This window comes from Tessaracoccus sp. MC1627 (assembly GCF_014164725.1).
Classification (GTDB): domain Bacteria; phylum Actinomycetota; class Actinomycetes; order Propionibacteriales; family Propionibacteriaceae; genus Arachnia.
Genome location: NZ_JACJGA010000012.1, coordinates 1 through 19,854, shown reverse-complemented (window position 1 = coordinate 19,854; position 19,854 = coordinate 1). Strand labels below are relative to the sequence as shown.

The following is a 19,854-nucleotide window of genomic DNA, read 5'->3' as shown; positions in this document are numbered from 1 at the left end:
ATCCCGACATCTGGGGCGCCTGTTCGGCGGGATCGACTTGAGTCTCCTTCCGGTCAAATGTCCTCGCTTCCCCTTGACACGAGAGCGCTCTCGCGGAAGGCTGGGCCTTGTGCGAAGCATGAGAGCGCTCTCATGCGCTCGCACATCTGTGCTCACTGCACAGAGGTCAATGACGACTAAGGGAGTCACATGTCATCTGTTTCATCCTCATCCCGATGGAGAGCGCTGGCGCTCAGCGGGTTGGCAGCAACGCTGCTTGCCCTGCCCGCCCAGGCCTCCGGTCCCACCGACGGGCTCGCCGGCTCGGACCTCTACCTCAACCCCTACAGCACCACGCTCGAGGCGGCCCAGGAGCTGAGCGGTCAGGCGCGCGCCGACGCGCAGCTCCTCGGGAGCATCCCCTCGGCGGACTGGTTTACGAATGGCACGCCCGAGGAGGTGCGGATCGCCGTCGACGAGGTGGTCACCGCCGCCGAGGCGCGTGGCGAGATGCCCGTGCTCGTCGCCTACAACCTTCCGTTCCGCGACTGCGCCCAGTACTCGTCGGGAGGTGCGCTCGACACCGAGGCCTACACGGCCTGGATCGACGGGTTCGCGGCCGGGATCGGCGACCGACCTGCCACGGTGCTCCTTGAGCCCGACGGCCTTGGCGTCATCCCTCATTACACGACGCTCGACGGCCAGGTTGAATGGTGCCAGCCGGCGGAACTCGACGCGGCGACGGCGACCACTGATCGCTTCGAACAGCTCAACTACGCCGTCGACTCGTTCGAGGCGCTGGAGGGCACCGACGTGTACCTCGACGGGACGTCGTCGGCCTGGCTGAACGTTGGCGAGATCTCCGACCGGCTCGTGAAGGCCGGGGTGCAGAACGCGACGGGGTTCTTCCTCAACGCGTCCAACTACCAGTTCACCGCCAACCAGGTGGCCTACGGCACGTGGATCTCATCGTGCATCGCCTACGCCACCGAGGTGGCCCCGGGCGTCTTCGCCGAGTGCGGCAACCAGTACTGGAACGGCGGGCCGGCAACCGAATGGCAGGGCGACGCGATGTCCAACTACGGCGAGTGGTCGGCTGACAATCCGGACCCTGCGCTGAACACGTCGGGCATCGACTCGCGCTACGCCGCAATCCTGGGCGACGTGGAGCCGTCGACCCATTTCGTCATCGACACCAGCCGCAACGGCATCGGGCCGTGGGACCACGAGGACAAGTACGACAGCACCCACGAGGATTGGTGCAACCCGCCGGATCGCGGCGCCGGCGCCCGTCCCACGACCACGACCGGCATCCCGCTGGTGGATGCCTTCCTGTGGATCAAGGTGCCGGGCGAGTCCGACGGCCAGTGCTACCGAGGCACCGAGGGCCCGCTGGATCCCGAACGCGGTATGCAGGACCCGCCCGCAGGGCAGTGGTTCGTCGAGCAGGCCAGGGAGCTGATCGAGTTCGCCTCCCCGGAGCTGAAGCCTCAGGAGTGCCACGTGGTGTGGGACGCCAAGGGCAAGGGCAAGGCGTTCGCTGCGAAGGTCACCGTGACCTCTCCGTCACCTGAGTGGACGCTTGAGTACGCGTGGCGCGACGACCAACGGATCAACAACGTCAGCCGCGGCACCTCGACCCAGGACGGCGTGGATGTGAGGATCACCTCACGCGCACCGTCGGTGGTGGTCTCCGCCAAGGGCGACGCGACGGAGCCGTGGCTGTTCTGGGTTGACGGGAAGCCCTGCACCTCCGAGTAGTCCAAGGCCCACTGAGGAGGGGGTGCCAGACGATGTCTAGTGCCCCCTCCCTTTGTGTTGCGTTGGCCAGGTGAGCGTCAGCCGGTCGCCGACGGCTCGACCTTGATCGAGCAGCGTCTCCCTCACGCAGGACCCCTCCAGTCACCTTGTTAACCGGTTGCCGCCACGAATGGAACTGAACAAACTCCGAGTGAGACGAGGCGATCCACGTGCCTGTCTGGGGTGTCATGGACGGGTCCAACGTGTTTCTGCAGGCGAGTCCTGTCGTCGCAGGACGCCAGTCGTCCGAGTTGGGCTGTGGTATCCCGGGCTACCGCGCCACGAGGCGGAGTGGCAGCCAAGGGGCCCGTGGGCTACTTGCTCGGCGCGTTGAGTTCGCGTAAGAGCCAGCCGACTTCGTGGGCCAGCATCGCGGGCGGTAGCTGATGCCCGCCGTCGAAGATCTCGTGGTCCGCGATGCCTGGTGCGAAGGCGGCGACGACCTCGTAGACGCCCGAGATGGGGAACAGAGGGTCGTCGCGGCCGGCCACGAGGAGGGCTCTTTGCTGGTGGAAGGCGCGTGCGACGGCGGGCGAGTCTCCGAGTGTCACGATGCCGGGCGGATACCAGGCCGGGTTGTGGAGAACACCGGCGGCCTCGAAGGATGCCACCGTGCCGACGCCGCAGTTCAGCACGCCGGCGATGATGCGCTCATCGCAGGCCATCGAGAAGAGGCTGACCTGGCCGCCGAGCGAGTGTCCAATCACGCCGCACGATCCGGCGCCGGTGTGGTGGAGGATCCAGTCGATGGCCACGGAGACGTCGGTGACGTGTGCGCCCAGCAGGGTGGTGCCGCGGGCGATGAGGTTCCAGGCGTGCAACCGTTCGTCGTGGGCGCCGTCGCCTGAGGGGTCGCGGCGCTCCTCGAACCCGTGGAGGTCAGGGATCAGCGTGGTGACCCCGGCCTTCGCCAGTGCGAGGCCGTAGGCCATGTCAGGGTTGCCCGCCATCCCGGCAGGTTCGCTCTTGCCGAGGTGGAACTCGCCGTTGTGTTGGTGGACGGCCACGACGGGCAGGGGTGTCGAGAGATGCTCCGGTTCCAGGAGGAGACACGGGATCGTGTGACCGTCGGAGGCGCGCAGCAACACCCGTGATCGCGAGACTCCCTCCCGCGGTTCCGGTGCCGAGACGTCGGCACCGATGAGGTGAATCCGGGCGGGCTCGATTCCCAGCAGGTGTCTCACGCCTGAACGATCCATGACCACTCCTCCTTGGGCCAGCAGGGGCGCGTGTCCAGTAGACCACTGCGGGTGGATCTGTCCACGGTCTATGTCGGGTCGGGTGTCCGACCCCTGGAGAGTCCTGTCACACCCTGGGTCAACCGGTGGGCGCGCTTCAGGTGGCCCCCCTCGTCCTCATGGCAGGCCCTGTCGAGGAGCTTACGTTGCACCAGGTCCGGGCATGTGGACACTTGACACAATACGTCGTTCTAGCGAATATATGTGCCATGGAGTTGACGGTCGCACAGATCGCGGAACAGCACGGACGCTCGGACAGGTTCGTGCAGCAAGCAGTGCGCTCTGGGGATCTGGCCGCGCTGAGGACGGTGGGGCGCCTCGCGCTGGTCGACGACGTGGCAGTGATGGCATGGGTGCGCGCCTTGGCGCGGGGCCGGCGTTGGAGCTCCGACGTGCGCGAGGCAGCCATGGACCTTCTCTCGAACGGTCGCACGGAGAGGCTGTCGAGTTCCGAGAGGTCCAGGCTCCGCTCGCGACTCAGGGAAATGTCGGTTGTGGAGATCGCGCACGCAGCCGACGGACTCGGCGGAGGGTGGGCGCGCTACCGGGTGGCGCACGTTCCCGACCTCCCCAGGGTCGGTCCTTCGGCTGCGGACATGACGACGCTGGGCGTCGTCCCGGGAGAGGGTTGGATCACGTTCGTGGAAACCGACGACTTGGACCGGCTGGAGCAGGGACACGACGTGATCCTCGATGCTGACGGGAACCTGGGCGTCGTGGAACGCCCAGTCACCACCCCGCGCCCCGCCAGGTTGCTTCTGGACAGTTATCTGTTGGGCGACGTCAGGGTGTCGGCTGCTGCGGCGAACGAGTTGGAGCAGCGGGCTCGTGATCTCTGACGTCTTTGAGCGCCTGGACGAGATCGCAAGCGCTCTGCCCCCGGAGCGGTGGATGCTCGTGGGTGGACTCATGGTTCACGCTCACGCGCTTCCCGCCACCGCCCGGCGGGTCACTGGCAGGATTGCGTCCTCATTGGGGTCGACACGCCGCCGGACGAGAGTGATGGAGCCGTTCTCGATCTCCAGGGCGTTGATGTGCGACGGGTAGACGCAGCTGCCGGAGTTGAATGTCCATCTTGACAGTCACCACCGACAGTGTGTCCCCGGGGCCAGAAGAGGCATCAACGGGCGGCGCCAACGCCGTGCGCCTGACCGTCGCCGACATCCGATGGGGCATTGCGGCAGGAGCGCGCCCCGCGTGACCAGGCCGACCGATAGGCTCCATCTCACGATGAGTAGCACTAACACCTTCGCACCCGGCAACGTCGTCGTGGTCCGCGACGAGGACTGGCTGATCACCTCGGTGGACGAGTCGTCCGACGGACCCGTCCTCAACGCCCAGGGTCTCTCCGACCTGGTCCGCGGCCAGGACGCCGTCTTCTACCCCTCGCTGGACCGGATCAAGCTCAACGACCCCCGCGACACTCAAGTCCGCGCCGACGACTCACCCAAGTACCGCCGCTCCCGCCTCTGGGTGGAGTCCACCCTCCGGAAGACCGCCGTCCCCCTCAGCGACGATTCGCTCACGGTCTCGCCCCGCATGCTCGCCCGCCAGCTCGGCTACCAGCACAAGGCCGTCGCCAAGGCCCTCGACCCCGCGACACTGCGGCCCCGCATTCTGCTGGCCGATGCCGTCGGCCTCGGCAAGACGCTCGAGATCGGCATGATCCTCTCCGAGCTCATCCGCCGCGGCCGCGGGGAGCGGATCCTCGTCGTCACCCCGCGACACGTGCTGGAGCAGATGCAGCACGAGATGTGGAGCCGCTTCGCCATCCCGTTCGTGCGCCTCGACTCCCAGGGCGTGGCCCGCGTCAAGCAGAAGCTGCCCGCCAACCGCAACCCGTTCTCCTACTTCCGCCGCGTCATCATCTCCATCGACACGCTGAAGCAGGAGCGCTTCGTCCACGACCTGCGCCGCCACCACTGGGACGCCGTCGTCATCGACGAGTCGCACAACGTCACCAACACCGCCACCCTCAACAACCGCTTGGCCAGCATCCTCGCACCGCAGGCCGACGCCCTCAACCTCGCCTCCGCCACGCCTTCTTTTCAGGTGGCCCGCAACCCACGGCGTCAGGCTTCAATCCGGCGGCCAAGCAGCCGCCGCTCGGCCAGAGCAGCATCCACGTCTGTAGGCTTCAACTGCGCTTCACGGGTAGGCAAGCGCCTCCCCCGTCAGACAATCGGACGCCCTAGGATCGCTGCAGCCAGTCATATCGACGTCTGGCGGAGGCGGGGCTGCACCGCCGTTTTCGTTCGCGCTGGAATGGATGGGTGATCGCGTGCGCATCATCAACAACGTCAGCAACCTTCTGGGAGACGATCTCAAGGCCGAGATCGCGCCGGGCTCGAAGGTTCGCATCGCAGCATCGACCTTCTCGATCTTCGCTTTCGAAGCACTGCGCCAGGAACTGGAGATGGTCTCCGAGTTGGAGTTCATGTTCACGTCACCATCGTTCGTGACAGAGAAGGTCACGGACAAGCTCCGCAAGGAGCGCCGCGAGTTCTTCATCCCCGGCGGACAGGCTGAATTGAGCCTAGCCGGGTCCGAGTTCGAGATCAGGCTGCGCAACAAGCTCACCCAGCGCGCGATCGCACGAGAGTGCGCCGACTGGGTTCGCCGCAAGGTCACCTTCCGCTCGAACGCCACAGGCAACCCGATGCAACAGTTCGCGGTCATCGACGACAAGGTCGCATACACGCAACTCCAGGGGTTCACGACAGCCGATCTCGGATACGAACGCGGTAATGCCGTCTCGAGCTTCGTGCACCGGCTTGACGAAGCTCCGATGACCGAGCAGTACCTGCAGCTCTTCGACCAGATTTGGACCAATCCCGAGCAAGTCAGCGATGTCACCCAGGCCGTCCACGACCACATCGCCAGCGTGTACACCGAGAACTCCCCCGCGCGCATCTACTTCCTGATCCTCTACAACCTGTTCGCGGAATTCCTCGACGACATCAACGAGGACGTGCTGCCAAACGACCGTACTGGCTATCACGAGACGAAGGTCTGGCAGAGCCTGTACAACTTTCAACGGGACGCGGCCACCGGCATCATCAACAAGCTAGAGACGTACAACGGCTGCATCCTCGCCGACTCCGTGGGCCTCGGCAAGACGTTCACCGCACTCGCGGTCATCAAGTACTACGAGCTGCGCAACAAGTCTGTGCTGGTGCTGTGTCCAAAGAAGCTCGCTGAGAACTGGACGAACTACAACGCCAACCTCACGACCAACATCTTCGCCTCCGACCGCTTCAACTACGACGTGCTCGCCCACACCGACCTCTCCCGCACGAGGGGCGAGTCACTCGGCCTGCGGCTGGACCGGATCAACTGGGGCAACTACGACTTAGTCGTGATAGACGAGTCTCACAACTTCCGCAACGCCGACTACGCCGAGGAGAAGGAGTCGCGCTACCAGCGCCTCATGCGCCAGGTCATCCGCGAGGGAGTGAAGACCAAGGTGCTGATGCTCTCGGCCACCCCGGTGAACAATCGGTTCAACGACCTCAAGAACCAGCTCCAGCTGGCCTACGAGGGCGAGTCAGAGAACCTCGCCCAGCACCTGAGCCTGTCCACGACCGTCGAGAAGGTGTTCTCTGACGCGCAGCGCGTGTTCAACGAGTGGTCCAAGCTCGACCCCGAGCACCGTACGACTGACCGCATTCTCCAGCTGCTCGACTTCGATTTCTTCGAGCTGTTGGACTCGGTCACCATCGCCCGTTCCCGCAAGCACATCCAAGCGTTCTACGACACCGCGGAGTTCGGCGCCTTCCCTGAGCGGCGGCCGCCGCTTTCCATCCGGGAGCCGCTCACGGACCTCCCTGGCGCAGCCAGTTTCGGCGACATCTTCGAGCAGCTCCAAGCCCTTAACCTCAGCGTCTACACACCGCTCGCGTATGTCTTCCCGAGCCGACGATCCAAGTACGAAGACCTTTACAACGTCACCACGGGTAGCGCTCGATCCAACCTCGGGCAGGCAGGGCGCGAACAGGGCCTGAGGAAGCTCATGACCGTGAACCTGCTCAAGCGTCTGGAAAGCTCAGTCAACGCCTTCCGCCTCACTTTGGAGAAGATCGAAGGCTCGGTTACCCGCACGCTTGGGCGCATCAGTAACCATGCCGGGAACCTCCCCGACCTGAGCCCCGAGCTCGCGGGACTCGACTTCGACGTGGATGACGAAGAAGATGCGAACATCGAGGCGCTTTCTTTCGGGGAGAAGATCAGGATCGACCTCGACGACCTCGACATCGAGTCCTGGCAGCGCGACCTGTGGAACGACCGTGAGACCTTACGGGAACTCCTCGAAGAGATGCGCAAGGTCACCCCGGACCACGACCTCAAGCTCCGTAAACTCACGCAGCTCATCGAGGACAAGGCTCAGCACCCGATCAACGATGGCAACCGCAAGGTGCTCGTGTTCTCCGCGTTCGCCGACACTGCTGACTATCTCTACAGGCAACTCGCCCCCGTACTCGCCAAGGTCGGCCTGGACACGGCGGTCATCACGGGAGGCAGCCATGGCGCGAAGACGACCCTTGGAACAGGGTTCGACTTCCAACAGGTCATGTCACTGTTCTCGCCCCGCTCCAAACAGCGCCACCTCACGATGCCACGCGAGACGCGCGAACTGGACGTGCTCATCGGCACGGACGTGATCAGCGAGGGCCAGAACCTCCAGGACTGCGACTACCTGATCAACTACGACATCCACTGGAACCCCGTGCGCATCATCCAGCGCTTCGGGCGCATCGACCGAATCGGCTCCACCAACAACCAGATTCAGCTCGTGAACTTCTGGCCCGACATCTCCCTCGACGAGTACATCAACCTCAAGGAACGCGTCGAGAACCGCATGGTCATCGCCGACCTCGCCAGCACCGCCGACGATAACGTCCTCACCCTCGAAGACTCTGACGCCGCCTTCCGCACAGAGCAACTCCGCAAGCTCCAAGACGAGGTCATCGAGCTCGAAGACGTCCGAACCGGGGTCTCGATCACCGACCTCGGCCTCAACGACTTCCGCATGGATCTGCTCGGCTACATCAAGGAACACGGCGACCTCGACACCGCACCCCGCGGCCTCCACGCCGTGATCCCCGCAGACCCCAACAAGGGGCTACGACCCGGAGTCATCTTCGCCCTCCGAAACCTCACCGCAGACGAGCACATCAACCGAGGCAACCGACTCCACCCGCACTACCTCGTCTACCTCGACGACCAGGGCGAGGTCGTCGCGAACCACACCGAAGCCAAGCATCTCCTCGACTTGCTTCGCGCCGGCTGCCGACCCTACGAGGAACCGGTCAGCGATGTCGTCGGCGTGTTCAACGCCGTAACCGGCGAGGGTGCCCAGATGGGCAAGTATTCGGCGCTGCTCACCGACGCGATCCACTCGATGATCGATGTCACTGAGGAACGCGACATCGATAGCCTCTTCACCGGCGGCAGCACGACCGCCCTCACCCAGACCATCGCCGGCCTCGACGACTTCGAACTGACCGCTTTCATCGCCGTCGTAGACCCCGCCGAAGGCGGTGCCGATGACTGACATCCTCTACCGCTGGCCCGAGGCAGCCAAGTTCGGCAGACGAGTACCCAAAGAGAAGTTCTACGAGCACGGCGCCGTCAACACTGCAGTCCGTGAGAAGTTCGTCTCTGGACTTCAACGCATCACTTGGGCCTACAAGCTCGCCGAGTCCACCATCAACCTTCCCGCGACCTCAGCCGTGCCCGAGGTGCAGGTCTTCACGCTGGAGGCCAAGACCGATGACATCAGCGAAGTAATCCTCACCACCATCGACAAGGCTGTACCGTTCCCGATCATCTTCGAGATCACTCGCAGCATCACCGAACAACCCGAGGTTCGGACCGTGGCCGCACACAAACAACTCGGAGCCGGGGCTCCCAAGCTCAGCGCCTACTACTCGACCGGCTGGCAGCCAGGAGACGCGCAGCGGCAACCCCTGCCCACAGCGATCAACCTGCCCGCGCTCTACGCCGCGCTGCTGCAACCGCTGACGCCGATCACCGCCCGTCCAGGCGAGGAGATGTCAGACGTCGCCGACAGACTGGCCGCGGTACGCAGGCTGGAACGCGAGGTCGCGTCCCTGGAGCGCAAGCTCCGCACTGAGCCACAGCTCAACCGCAAGATAGAGCTTCGCCGGACACTCAAGATGAAGCAACACGAACTGGAACAGCAGAGGTAACCCGTGGAGAGACTACGCATGACATCACCCGACCTCACGCAAGCCAACATCGACAAGATCGCCAAGCTGTTCCCCAGCGTCATCACCGAGAGCCTGGATGCCGACGGCAACCCCGTGCGAGCGGTCGACTTCGACCTTCTGCGCCAGGAACTCAGCGACCACATCGTGGAGGGACCTCAGGAGCGGTACCGGCTCGACTGGCCTGGCAAACGCGCCGCCGCCTTCGCCGCCAACACGCCGATCGCGAAGACGCTTCGCCCCGTTCGTGAGGAGTCGGTGGACTTCGACACCACGAAGAACCTCTTCATCGAAGGCGACAACCTCGACGCACTCAAACTGCTCCAGGAGTCGTACCTCGGTAAGGTCAAGCTGATCTACATTGACCCGCCCTACAACACAGGTGGGGATTTCATATACGAGGACGACTTCAGTGACAGCACCGAGGACTACCTGATCAAGTCCGGGCAGGCGGACGGAGGCGGTCAACGGCTCGTGGCGAACAGCGAGGCCAACGGACGGTTCCATTCCGACTGGCTATCGATGATCTACCCTCGCCTCAAGCTTGCGCGCTCGTTGTTGACCCAAGACGGGCTGATCAGCGTTTCCATTGATGACCGCGAACTGCCAAGACTTCGGGCAGTAATGGATGAAGTCTTTGGAAGGCAGAACTTCATCGCCGTTGTCGTCTGGCACAAGATGGACAGTCCGAAGAACTCCGCACGCCACCTAAGCGAAGACCATGAATACCTCGTCCTCTACGCGAGAGACGCGGACGCCTGGCGACCGAACCTCCTCCCACGCACTGAGGACATGATCGCCCGGTACAAGAACCCCGACAACGATCCGCGTGGCCCATGGTTGCTCGGCGATCTTGCAGCCCGAAACCGATACGACGAAGGCCGATTCCCGATCACCACGCCAACGGGCAGGGTGATCGACGGCCCACCACCGGGCAGCTATTGGCGCGTGAGCAAGGCGAGGTTCGATGAACTGGACGCAGATGAACGTATTTGGTGGGGCGATGGATCGGTACGGCCGGGCATCAAACGCTTTCTCTCTGAGGTTCGGGACGGTGTTATCCCGCAGACGTATTGGAGTTGGCGTGAGGTCGGAAGCACTCGCAACGCCAAGCAGGAGCTACACAAGTTGATGGATGCCGCCTCGGGCGAGAACCTGTTCGTCACGCCCAAGCCTGTCGGCCTCGTGGATCGTCTGCTCAGGATCGCGTCCGACCCCGACTCCATCGTGCTCGACTTCTTCGCGGGCTCAGGCACAAGCGCTGACGCCGTCTTGCGGACCAACGCTGCGGATGGCGGTTCCCGTCGGTTCATCTTGGTCCAGCTGCCTGAGCAGCTTGGCGACAGCGACACACCTGCTGTCGGGCGCTATCGCACCATCGCGGATGTCTGTCGAGACCGCATCACTCGCGCTGGCGAGAAGGCTGTCGCTGAGGCCGGTCTCGGGGCACCCTCGTTGGACATCGGCTTCCGTGCTCTTCAGATCGACTCGACGAACATGGTGGACGTGAGAGCGAGCTCGAACGAGCTTGGACAGGGCGAGCTTGAGGGCCTGATCAGCAGCGTGAAGTCCGACCGTACGGGCGATGACCTGCTCTTCCAGGTGCTGCTCGACTGGGGACTGGAACTCACGATGCCGATTCGGAAGGAGATTATCGATGGCTTCGAGGTCCACGATGTTGAGGAGGGTGCGTTGATCCTATGTACGCGTCCGCGTGACCCGCATCATTCCTCTCTCTCTCTCTCTCTCTCTCTCTCTCTGGCTGCCGCAGCCATCGCGGAACGTCAGCCGCTTCGTGTCGTGTTCCTCGACGAAGACTTTGCGGACGACGCGGAGCGCATCAACATCGGGCAGGTGTTCAGTGAACGCTCGCCACACACTGAGGTCAAAACCATATGACCGTCGCTCCGTCGGCGGTGCGTGATGGAGAAGCGCACCCTGCACACACCCGACCTCACCGCTCGCAACATCGAGCGGATTGCCGCCCTGTTCCCGCAGGTCATCACCGAGTCGCGAGACCCGGAGGGCAACGTGACCCTCGCCGTTGATTTCGATCTTCTCCGACAAGAACTCTCCGACCACGTCGTTGATGGGCCGCAGGAGCGGTACCGCCTCGACTGGCCCGGTAAGCGTGCCGCCGCCTTCGCCGCCAACACGCCGATCGCCAAGACGCTGCGTCCGGTGCGTGAGGAGTCGATTGACTTCAACACAACAAAGAACCTCTTCATCGAAGGCGACAACCTGGAGGCGCTCAAGCTGCTTCAGGAGTCGTACCTCGGCAAGGTCAAGCTGATCTACATCGACCCCCCGTACAACACTGGGAACGACTTCGTCTACTACGATGACTTCGCCGAGTCGAGCGCCGAGTACCTCGCCCGCTCAGGTCAGAGCCTGGAGAGCGGGGAGCGCCTGGTTGCGAACTCTGAGGCGAACGGTCGCTTCCACTCTGACTGGCTGAGCATGATGTATCCGCGCCTCAAGTTGGCCAGGAACCTACTGACCAACGACGGGGTCATGATTGTCGCTATTGATGACCACGAACATGCGAGCCTTCGCTCGATTCTGGACCAGGTATTCGGACCTGACAATTTCCTTGCCAATGTCGTTTGGCAAGGTTCCGGCAAAAATGACGCCCGGTTCACCTCCGGAGGCATCGACTACATGCTCGTCTACGCACGCAGTAAGGCGACGCTGATTGAAGCTGACGTTCGGTTCAAGGCACCGAAACGTGGCTACGAGGACGTTATGGCTGCCGCACAGCGGTGCTGGGCAGAGTCAGGAGAAACCCCGGAGCGAGCGACAGAACTATTCCGCGCGTGGTGGAGGGGCAAACCCAATGTCGAACCGGGCTTGGCGGCCTACAGCGACATCGACGCGGACGGAAACGTGTTTACGCGCGACAACCTTCGCTCGCCGAACCCGAGGGAAAACCTCATGTACGACGTTCCCCACCCGCGGACCGGGGTGCCGGTAAAGCGCCATCCCAACGGGTGGGTCTACGCCAAGGAACGCATGCAAGCGCTCATCGAAGAGGGCCGCATTCTTTTCGGTCACGATCACACGACTACCCCACGCCTGAAACGCTTCCTGTCAGATATGTCCATGCAAGCCATCAGGCCGCTTGTGCTACAAGAGCGCGCTCCGGCGAGCGATGCCCTTGCCCGGCTGCTCGGGGGGAAACATTTCGATTATCCGAAGGACACAGGCGTTCTGGCGACTTGGATCAACGCGGCCACGTCAGACGACAAGGAAGCGATCGTCCTGGACTTCTTCGCGGGGTCAGGGTCCACCGCGCACGCCGTCATGAACCTCAACTCTGCCGATCATGGCAATCGACGGTTCATTCTGGTGCAGCTCGACGAAGCTCTCGACTCCGGCTCCGTCGGACAGGAGCAGGGGTACGCAAACCTCGCCGACCTCGCCCGTGAGCGCCTGCGCCAAGCCGGAGTGCAGGTAAAAGAAGAGGCGGGGCTCCTGGGCTCTGACCTTGATGTCGGCTTCCGTTCTCTGCGCGTCGATGGCAGCAACAAGGCCGATGTACTGAGAACCGCAGATGACACTGAACAGCTTGGTCTCGATGACCTGGCACCAAGCATCAAGCCCGACCGCTCCGGTGATGACCTGCTGTTCCAAGTCACCCTTGACTGGGGCCTCGACCTCTCCCTCCCGATAGTCCGAGAGACAGTCGACGATCGTGAGGTGTACTCAGTTGACGACGATGCGCTGGTCGGCTGCTTCGCGGAGTCTGTGACTCCCGAGGTTGTGCGCGTGATCGCCGAGCGTGGGCCGCTCCGCGCGGTCTTCCGTGATGATGCGTTCGAGTCTGATGCTGCGCGTATCAACGCCGAGCAGGTGTTCCGCGAGGTGTCGCCCGCGACCGAGGTAAGGACGATCTGAGGACCGACATGACCCTGACGAACGACGAACTCACCGACCTCCTCGACCGGCTGCTTGCCGGTTGGGAGAACGAAGTTGTCGAGTTCAAGGAGGCTGCTCGGCAGTTCTCTGCGGACAAGACCGGCGAGTACGTCTCCGCGCTGAGCAACGAGGCGAACCTTCGCGGCCTCACGTCGGGGTGGCTCGTCTTCGGGGTCTCGAACGCTCGGCAAGTCGTGGGCACGACCCATCTCATAGACGTTCAGCAGCGTCAGACCTTGAAGCACCACATCCATCAGTCCATTGACCAGGGGTTGACTGTTCGCGAGGTCTACGAAGTCATGCACTCCGGCAAGCGCGTGGTGCTTCTGGAAGTGCCGGCGGCGCCCCGCGGCATCCCGATCTCGTGGAAGGGCGATTACCGCGCTCGCGCAGGCGAAAGCCTGGTGTCGCTCTCGCTGGACAAGCTCGACCAGATCCGGCACCAGTCGATCAGCACAGACTGGACTGCGGTGCCGTTGCCCGACGCCACCCTCGATCACTTGGACCCTGAAGCCGTCCTGCGTGCACGACAAGGGTTTGCTGAGCGCTATCCACGGCTGGCTGAGGAGCTGACCGACTGGGATGACGCCACGTTTCTGTCGAAGATCCGGCTCATCATCGACGGCCAGATCACCAGGGCTGCGGTGATCCTGCTCGGCAAGTTTACCTCGAGCCATCTGCTCTCCCCCCACATGGCGGAGATGTCGTGGAAGCTCTCGGGCCCGGAGTCGGCCTACCAGCACTTCGGGCTGCCGTTCCTGCTGAACGCGAGTGCACTGGCCAGCCGGATCCGGAACATCCAACTGCGGCTGATGCCACCGAACGAACTCATCTACCGTGAGATCAGCAAATACGACGAGCGCAGCCTCCTCGAGGCGATCTACAACTGCATCGCACATCAGGACTACAGTCGCATGTCTCGCATCATCGTTATCGAGCGCCTGGATCGTGTCGAGTTCATCAGCGTCGGACAGTTCTTCGACAGGTCCCCCGAGGACTACATGGTCAACGAGCTTGTTCCCAGGGGTTACCGCAATCCGGTGCTTGTTGAGGCGATGACCGAGCTCAACCTCATCGATCACATGGGCAACGGCATCCACCGGATGGTGCAAGATCAGGTGCGCCGGTTCTTGCCCCTGCCCGACTATGACCTGAGCGACCCCGAAGAGGTGAAGCTGACGATCCATGGGGCGGTCATCGATGAGGCCTTCTCTCGGGTGCTCATGGTGCGTACTGATCTGTCTCTGAGCGACATCCTTGCGCTCGACAGGGTGCAGAAAGGCCTACCCATCATTGACGAGGCGATCGCTCGGCTACGCAAGGCCAAGCTTGTCGAAGGACGACGTCCTCACCTTCGGGTGAACGCCGACATCGCGGCGATCATCGACTCCAAGGCCGAGTACATCCGTCGTCGCGCACAGGATGATGCGCACTACTCGCGCCTCGTGATCGACTACCTCACCCAGTACAGCGGGGCGTCACGCAAGGAGATCGACGACCTCCTGGGCAAATACCTGCCCGAGGCGCTCGATCCGAAGCAACAGCGCGCGAAGGTCACGAACTTGCTGACCCGGATGCGCACCGAGGGAACGATCCGGAACGCTGGGTCACAGCAGAAGCCGCGATGGGAGCTTGTCTAGCCATGTGCGAGGAGAGGGGCAAGTACACAAGCCGAAAGCAAACATGCGAAATAAAACCCATAGTCAACGGGGTGTCCGCATGCTTACGTCCGTCGCGGCAAGTTGCCGCTCACAGAAAGCATCCTGTCGCATGAAGCTCCAGTTCAAGACCCAGCAGTACCAGACGGATGCGGTCGATGCCGTCGTCGAGGTCTTCGCCGGACAACCCAAGCTCGATGGGATCTCCTACCGGATCGATCCGGGGAGACTGACGACAACGGCTCAGCCGTCGGCGTTCCATACTGACGGCGCCAGTGTCAGCGACGACGCCGGTCTGCGCAACGCGGAGATCGTCCTGTCGGAAGCGCAACTGCTGGAGAACGTGCACGCCGTGCAGCGGTCACGGAACCTCCCACTGGCGGCCAGACTCGCCTCCAGCGCCGCCGCTCCAGGTGCACCGAACCTTGACGTGGAGATGGAGACGGGCACGGGCAAGACCTACGTCTACATCAAGACGATCATGGAAATGCACAAGCGGTACGGCTGGTCGAAGTACATCGTCGTGGTGCCATCGGTCGCGATCCGCGAGGGCGTGAAGAAGTCGTTCGACGTGACCGCCGAGCACTTCCAGCAGCTCTACGGCACCAAGCCACGCTCGTTCATCTACAACTCATCCCAGCTGCACGAGCTGGAGCGGTTCAGTTCGGATGCCAGGGTGCAGGTGATGATCATCAACATTCAGGCATTCAATGCTCAGGGCAAGGACCAGCGCCGCATCTACGACGAGCTGGACGACTTCCAGTCCCGCCGCCCAATCGACGTTATCAAGGCAAACCGGCCGATCGTGATCATCGATGAGCCGCAGAAGATCGGCGCCGACAAGTCGCTCAAGGCGTTGGCGGAGTTCAACGCCTTGATGCTGTTGCGTTACTCCGCCACGCACAAGGTCGATCACACCAAGGTGCATCGGCTCGACGCGCTGGACGCCTACAACCAGAAGCTCGTGAAGAAGATCGCAGTGCGCGGCATCACCGTGAAGGGGCTCGCCGGATCGACCGCCTACCTGTACCTGGACGCCATCGAGATCGCCAAGGGCGCCAAACCTCGGGCGCGGGTCGAGATCGAAGTGCAGACGGCCTCGGGCATCAAACGGCAGCTCAAGCGTCTCGACATGGGTGCCAACCTCCACGATGTCTCACACGGGATCGAGGCGTACAAGGGCTTGTTCATCACTGAGGTGGACGCCAACCGCGACGTGATCGAGCTGAGCAACGGTGACGTGGTGCTGGCCGGGCAGCTCGCCGACCGGGATGTCACCCAGGAGACCAAGCGCCGCATCCAGATTCGTGAGGTGGTCCGGGCGCATCTGGACAAGGAGCGCGAGCTGTTCAGCCAGGGGGTCAAGGTGCTTTCGCTGTTCTTCATCGATGAGGTCGCCAAGTATCGCGACTATAGCCGCGAGGACACCCTGGGCGACTACGCGCGCATGTTCGAGGAGGAGTACGCCGCGATCCGCGATGAGGTGCTGGGCGAGCTCGCCATCGACGCGGCCACCGAGGAGTACCAGACCTACCTGCGCCGGGATGACGTGCGCCGCGTGCACGAGGGGTACTTTTCCATCGATAAGAAGACCAAACGCCAGATCGACGGCAAGGTATCCGGTCGCGGTGACGACAAGGGTCAGTCGGTAGATACCGACGCCTACGACCTGATCCTTAAGGACAAGGAACGCTTGCTGTCGTTCGCCGAACCCGTTCGGTTCATCTTTTCCCACTCGGCACTGCGCGAGGGCTGGGACAACCCCAACGTGTTCGTCATGGGCATGCTCAAGAAGAGCGACAACACAGTCTCCCGCCGCCAGGAGATCGGACGCGGCTTGCGGCTGGCCGTTGACCAGCACGGGGAGCGGATGGACAACCCCGTCACGGTGCACGACATCAACGAGCTGACCGTTGTCACCGACGAGTCCTACACCGACTTCGTGACGGGCCTCCAACGCGAAATATCCGAGTCGCTCGCCGCTCGGCCGCGCAAGGCCAGCGTCAAGTTCTTCGTCGGCAAGACCATCCAGACGCTCTCGGGCGAGTTGGTCATCGAGGAGGCCGTCGCCCAGGCGCTCTACAAGTATCTGGTCAAGAACGACTACGTGAACGACGACGACACGATCTCCGACGCTTACAAGGAGGCCAAGGAAGACGGGACCCTCGCCGCTCCCACCTCTGAGGTGCTCAAGCCTGTCATCGACTTTGTGTGGCCGCTGATCGACGTGCTCTACCTCGACCTACCGGTGCCTACCGACGACCGGAAGCCGAAGAAGATTCCGCTGAACGAGGCCAACTTCGCCCGCGAGGAGTTCCAGGCCCTGTGGGGCCGGATCAACCACCGCGCCGTCTACCAGGTCGAGTTCGACTCCGCAGAGCTGATCCGTAAGGCGATCACGCACCTTGACAAGCACCTCAACGTCACCGCACTGCAATACGTCGTGCAAGCTGGCCAGCAGCGAGCGCAGTTGGAGGCTGACGACCTAACCCGCGGCTCCGGCTTCGCGGTGCAGACCACGCAGACGCACACCGAGACCGTGAGCGCCGGCTCGCAGGTGAAGTACGACCTTCTCGGAGAGATCACCGAGAAGACCCAACTCACTCGTCGCACCGTCGCCGCGATCCTCCGAGGCGTCACGCCAGGAACTTTTGCCAAGTTCCGTCTCAACCCTGAGCAGTTCATCACTGAGGCCGCCCGACTCATCAACGAGCAGAAAGCCACTATCATCGTCGAGCACCTTGCCTACGACGCGCTTGAAGACCGCTTCGACTCTGCGATCTTCACCGAGAACCAGACCGCCCAAGACTTCTCGAAGGCCGGATCGAAGCTCAAGAAGCACATCTACGACTACGTGGTCGCCGACTCCAAGGTTGAGCGCGAGTTCGTCACCGAACTCGATACCAGCCACGAGGTCGCTGTGTACGCGAAGCTCCCACGCGGGTTCTTCATCCCGACGCCAGTCGGTGACTACAACCCCGACTGGGCCATCGCGTTCACCGAGGGCAGCGTCAAGCACGTCTACTTCGTCGCCGAGACCAAGGGCTCGCTGTCCACACTCCAGCTCAAGGGCGTCGAAGATGCCAAGATCGAGTGCGCCCGCAAGTTCTTCGCGTCACTCAGCGAGAAGAACGGCAGTGACGTCACATACGACGTAGTCACCGACTATACCGAGTTGATGCAGCTCGTTTCTGGCGTGTAGCCACGATGGGGATTGAGCTCTACTTCTCACAGCATTTCGGAGTGTCGCCGAAAGTTCTGGAAGACTACGGAGCCTTCGACATCAGCCTCGCTTCGGACCTGCCGCTCTTCATCGACCCCTTCCTGCTCTTCAACAGCAAGAAGCAGGACTACCGCGATCTCCACGACGGAATGATCCGCTACCTCGTCTTCCTCCGCGACCGAGCCACTCCCGACCTCGATCCGGGGCTCATCAAGTCCTGGTACATGTTCCAAGAGGTGAAGCAGAACTGGCTCGGATTCACAGTGCTCGGCAACTCGGGGAGCGGGCTCGGCAAGGACTTCGCCGGCGCACTTCACAACTCGCTCGGCTCGATCCTGAAAGGGTTTGGGTCGGAGTCGATCACCAAGGGTGCCCACCTGGAGAGGCTCGCGCTCATCAAAGAGGGCGTCGGACGCGACAACATCAGCGACTTCACCACGAACCTCATCAAGCGCTATCTGCTGGAGTACACCCAGGCGTTCGCCCAGACACATCTGTCGCCCGTCCAGCGCGGCACGTTCTCGGTCGCTCGCGCGGTCTTCAACTACGAGACGGAGACCTGGGAATCGCGCCAGTACGATCTGCCAGCACTCCGCGACGACTACGTCCTGCTCACCCCAGCCGACATGCTCACCAAGGACGACACCTGGATTAGTCGCTCTGACTTGGTGCGCGAGTTCAGCAGCATTCCCGACGCGATCGAGGATGACCAGCTCCGCGCGCAGGTCAACAACTACCTCTTCAAGAAGTTGAGTGACAACCCCACGAAGAAGGAGTACTCGGACCTGGCAGCCGCGGCGATTCTCCAGTTTCCGGAGGTCATCGACTACTACATCCGCCAGAAGGAGAACACCGGGGAGCAGGCAGTCGGACTCAGCGCCAAGAGGCGGCAGGAGGTTTTCGAGGTTCTCGTGCGGATGGTGCAACAGGTCGTCGAGGACATCCGCACCAACACCACGCTTTACCAGACGCCGGTCAACAGCTACGACGAGGCGCTCGCTCGGGCGATCGGCTTCAAGCAGTATATCGAGAACCAAGACGGTCACCGACTTCTCAACCGGCCAGGCCACGAACGCCCGCTCGCGACGGAGAAGGAAGTCCAACTCTTCTTCGGCCTGATCTTCTTCGGGAGCGAGTTTGACGTGAACCGCGAGGTGAATAACGGGCGCGGGCCAGTGGACTTCAAGGTGAGCAAGGGAGCTATCGACAAATCGCTGATCGAGATCAAGCTCGCGAGCAACAGTCAGCTCAAGAGGAACCTTCAGAACCAAGTTGCGGTCTACGAGAAGGCCAACGGCACCCGGACCTCAGTCAAGATGATCGTCTGCTTCACGGACGCCGACGTCGTAAAGGTCGATGCCGTCCTAAAGGAACTAGACCTCCGTGGCGAGAAGTCCATCGTTGTCATCGATGCGCGTGCCGACAACAAGCCCTCGGGATCAAAGGCTTGAGCCACTTCTACGCATCTCATCGATCCATGACACGGGTAGCTTTATGAGCACCTCGACTGCTCGTGGGCCCGTCTCGCCACAGCGGCGAGAGGCGATCGTAGCCTGAATTGGAAGCACTCCGCCGCGTGCGCCGGTTTCGCGATCGTCACCGCCGCCGACGTCGACCCGGAGACCGTGCAGGATCGCTGGTACACCACCGGCGGGCTGGGGGTGGCGTACCTCAAGGGCATGGAGGTGCGCTGGTACAACCTCGGCCCCCGCCGCCACACCGCCGGCGAGATCACCATCGCGGGCAACAGGTTCGCCGGGCCCCGGTTCCGGATCTGCGAGGCCTGCGGCCACCTCGACCGCACCGGA

The 19,854-nt window shown here is 62.8% G+C and carries 12 protein-coding genes; 11 read left to right on the top strand and 1 reads right to left on the bottom strand.

Annotated elements, in window-relative coordinates:
* The first annotated feature begins 189 nt into the window (after positions 1-189).
* Positions 190-1,740: a glycoside hydrolase family 6 protein gene (locus tag H5399_RS16955; protein ID WP_182784813.1), complete on the top strand. Its 1,551-nt coding sequence runs from the start codon at positions 190-192 to the stop codon at positions 1,738-1,740.
* 353 nt (positions 1,741-2,093) lie between these two features.
* On the opposite strand, the gene H5399_RS16950 is transcribed toward H5399_RS16955, so the two are convergent.
* Positions 2,094-2,978, bottom strand: a complete 885-nt coding sequence (locus H5399_RS16950) for a S9 family peptidase (protein ID WP_182784811.1) — start codon at positions 2,976-2,978, stop codon at positions 2,094-2,096.
* A gap of 248 nt (positions 2,979-3,226) precedes the next feature.
* On the opposite strand from H5399_RS16950, the gene H5399_RS16945 reads away from it, so the two are divergent.
* The 10 genes from H5399_RS16945 to H5399_RS16900 all read left to right on the top strand — a co-directional run.
* Positions 3,227-3,856 (top strand): hypothetical protein, encoded by a 630-nt coding sequence (locus H5399_RS16945; RefSeq protein WP_182784809.1) that lies wholly within the window; start codon positions 3,227-3,229, stop codon positions 3,854-3,856.
* A 391-nt stretch (positions 3,857-4,247) separates the two neighbouring features.
* Positions 4,248-5,294, top strand: coding sequence for an SNF2-related protein (locus H5399_RS16940; protein WP_182784807.1), 1,047 nt, complete (start codon positions 4,248-4,250; stop codon positions 5,292-5,294).
* The gene (locus H5399_RS16935; RefSeq protein WP_220491100.1) at positions 5,287-8,571 is read left to right on the top strand and encodes a helicase-related protein; all 3,285 of its coding nucleotides are present in this window, start codon (positions 5,287-5,289) and stop codon (positions 8,569-8,571) included. Before H5399_RS16940 ends, H5399_RS16935 begins: the two co-directional genes overlap by 8 nt.
* Complete coding sequence (locus H5399_RS16930) at positions 8,564-9,229, top strand: DUF4391 domain-containing protein (protein WP_182784805.1); 666 nt, start codon at positions 8,564-8,566, stop codon at positions 9,227-9,229. The genes H5399_RS16935 and H5399_RS16930 overlap by 8 nt, the downstream gene beginning before the upstream one ends.
* Before the next feature lie 18 nt (positions 9,230-9,247).
* Positions 9,248-11,146: a site-specific DNA-methyltransferase gene (locus tag H5399_RS16925; protein WP_220491099.1), complete on the top strand. Its 1,899-nt coding sequence runs from the start codon at positions 9,248-9,250 to the stop codon at positions 11,144-11,146.
* Between the two features lie 24 nt (positions 11,147-11,170).
* Positions 11,171-13,144, top strand: a complete 1,974-nt coding sequence (locus H5399_RS16920) for a site-specific DNA-methyltransferase (RefSeq protein WP_182784802.1) — start codon at positions 11,171-11,173, stop codon at positions 13,142-13,144.
* Positions 13,145-13,152: 8 nt separating this feature from the next.
* The gene (locus H5399_RS16915) at positions 13,153-14,805 is read left to right on the top strand and encodes an RNA-binding domain-containing protein (protein WP_182784799.1); all 1,653 of its coding nucleotides are present in this window, start codon (positions 13,153-13,155) and stop codon (positions 14,803-14,805) included.
* A 130-nt stretch (positions 14,806-14,935) separates the two neighbouring features.
* Positions 14,936-18,025 carry a type III restriction-modification system endonuclease gene (locus H5399_RS16910; RefSeq protein ID WP_182784798.1) on the top strand — a complete coding sequence of 1,030 codons (3,090 nt, stop codon included), beginning with the start codon at positions 14,936-14,938 and terminating at the stop codon, positions 18,023-18,025.
* 5 nt (positions 18,026-18,030) lie between these two features.
* Positions 18,031-19,497 carry a hypothetical protein gene (locus tag H5399_RS16905; protein ID WP_182784796.1) on the top strand — a complete coding sequence of 489 codons (1,467 nt, stop codon included), beginning with the start codon at positions 18,031-18,033 and terminating at the stop codon, positions 19,495-19,497.
* Positions 19,498-19,671: 174 nt separating this feature from the next.
* Positions 19,672-19,854 (top strand): hypothetical protein (locus tag H5399_RS16900; protein WP_182784794.1); only part of this gene is annotated, 183 nt, incomplete at its 3' end.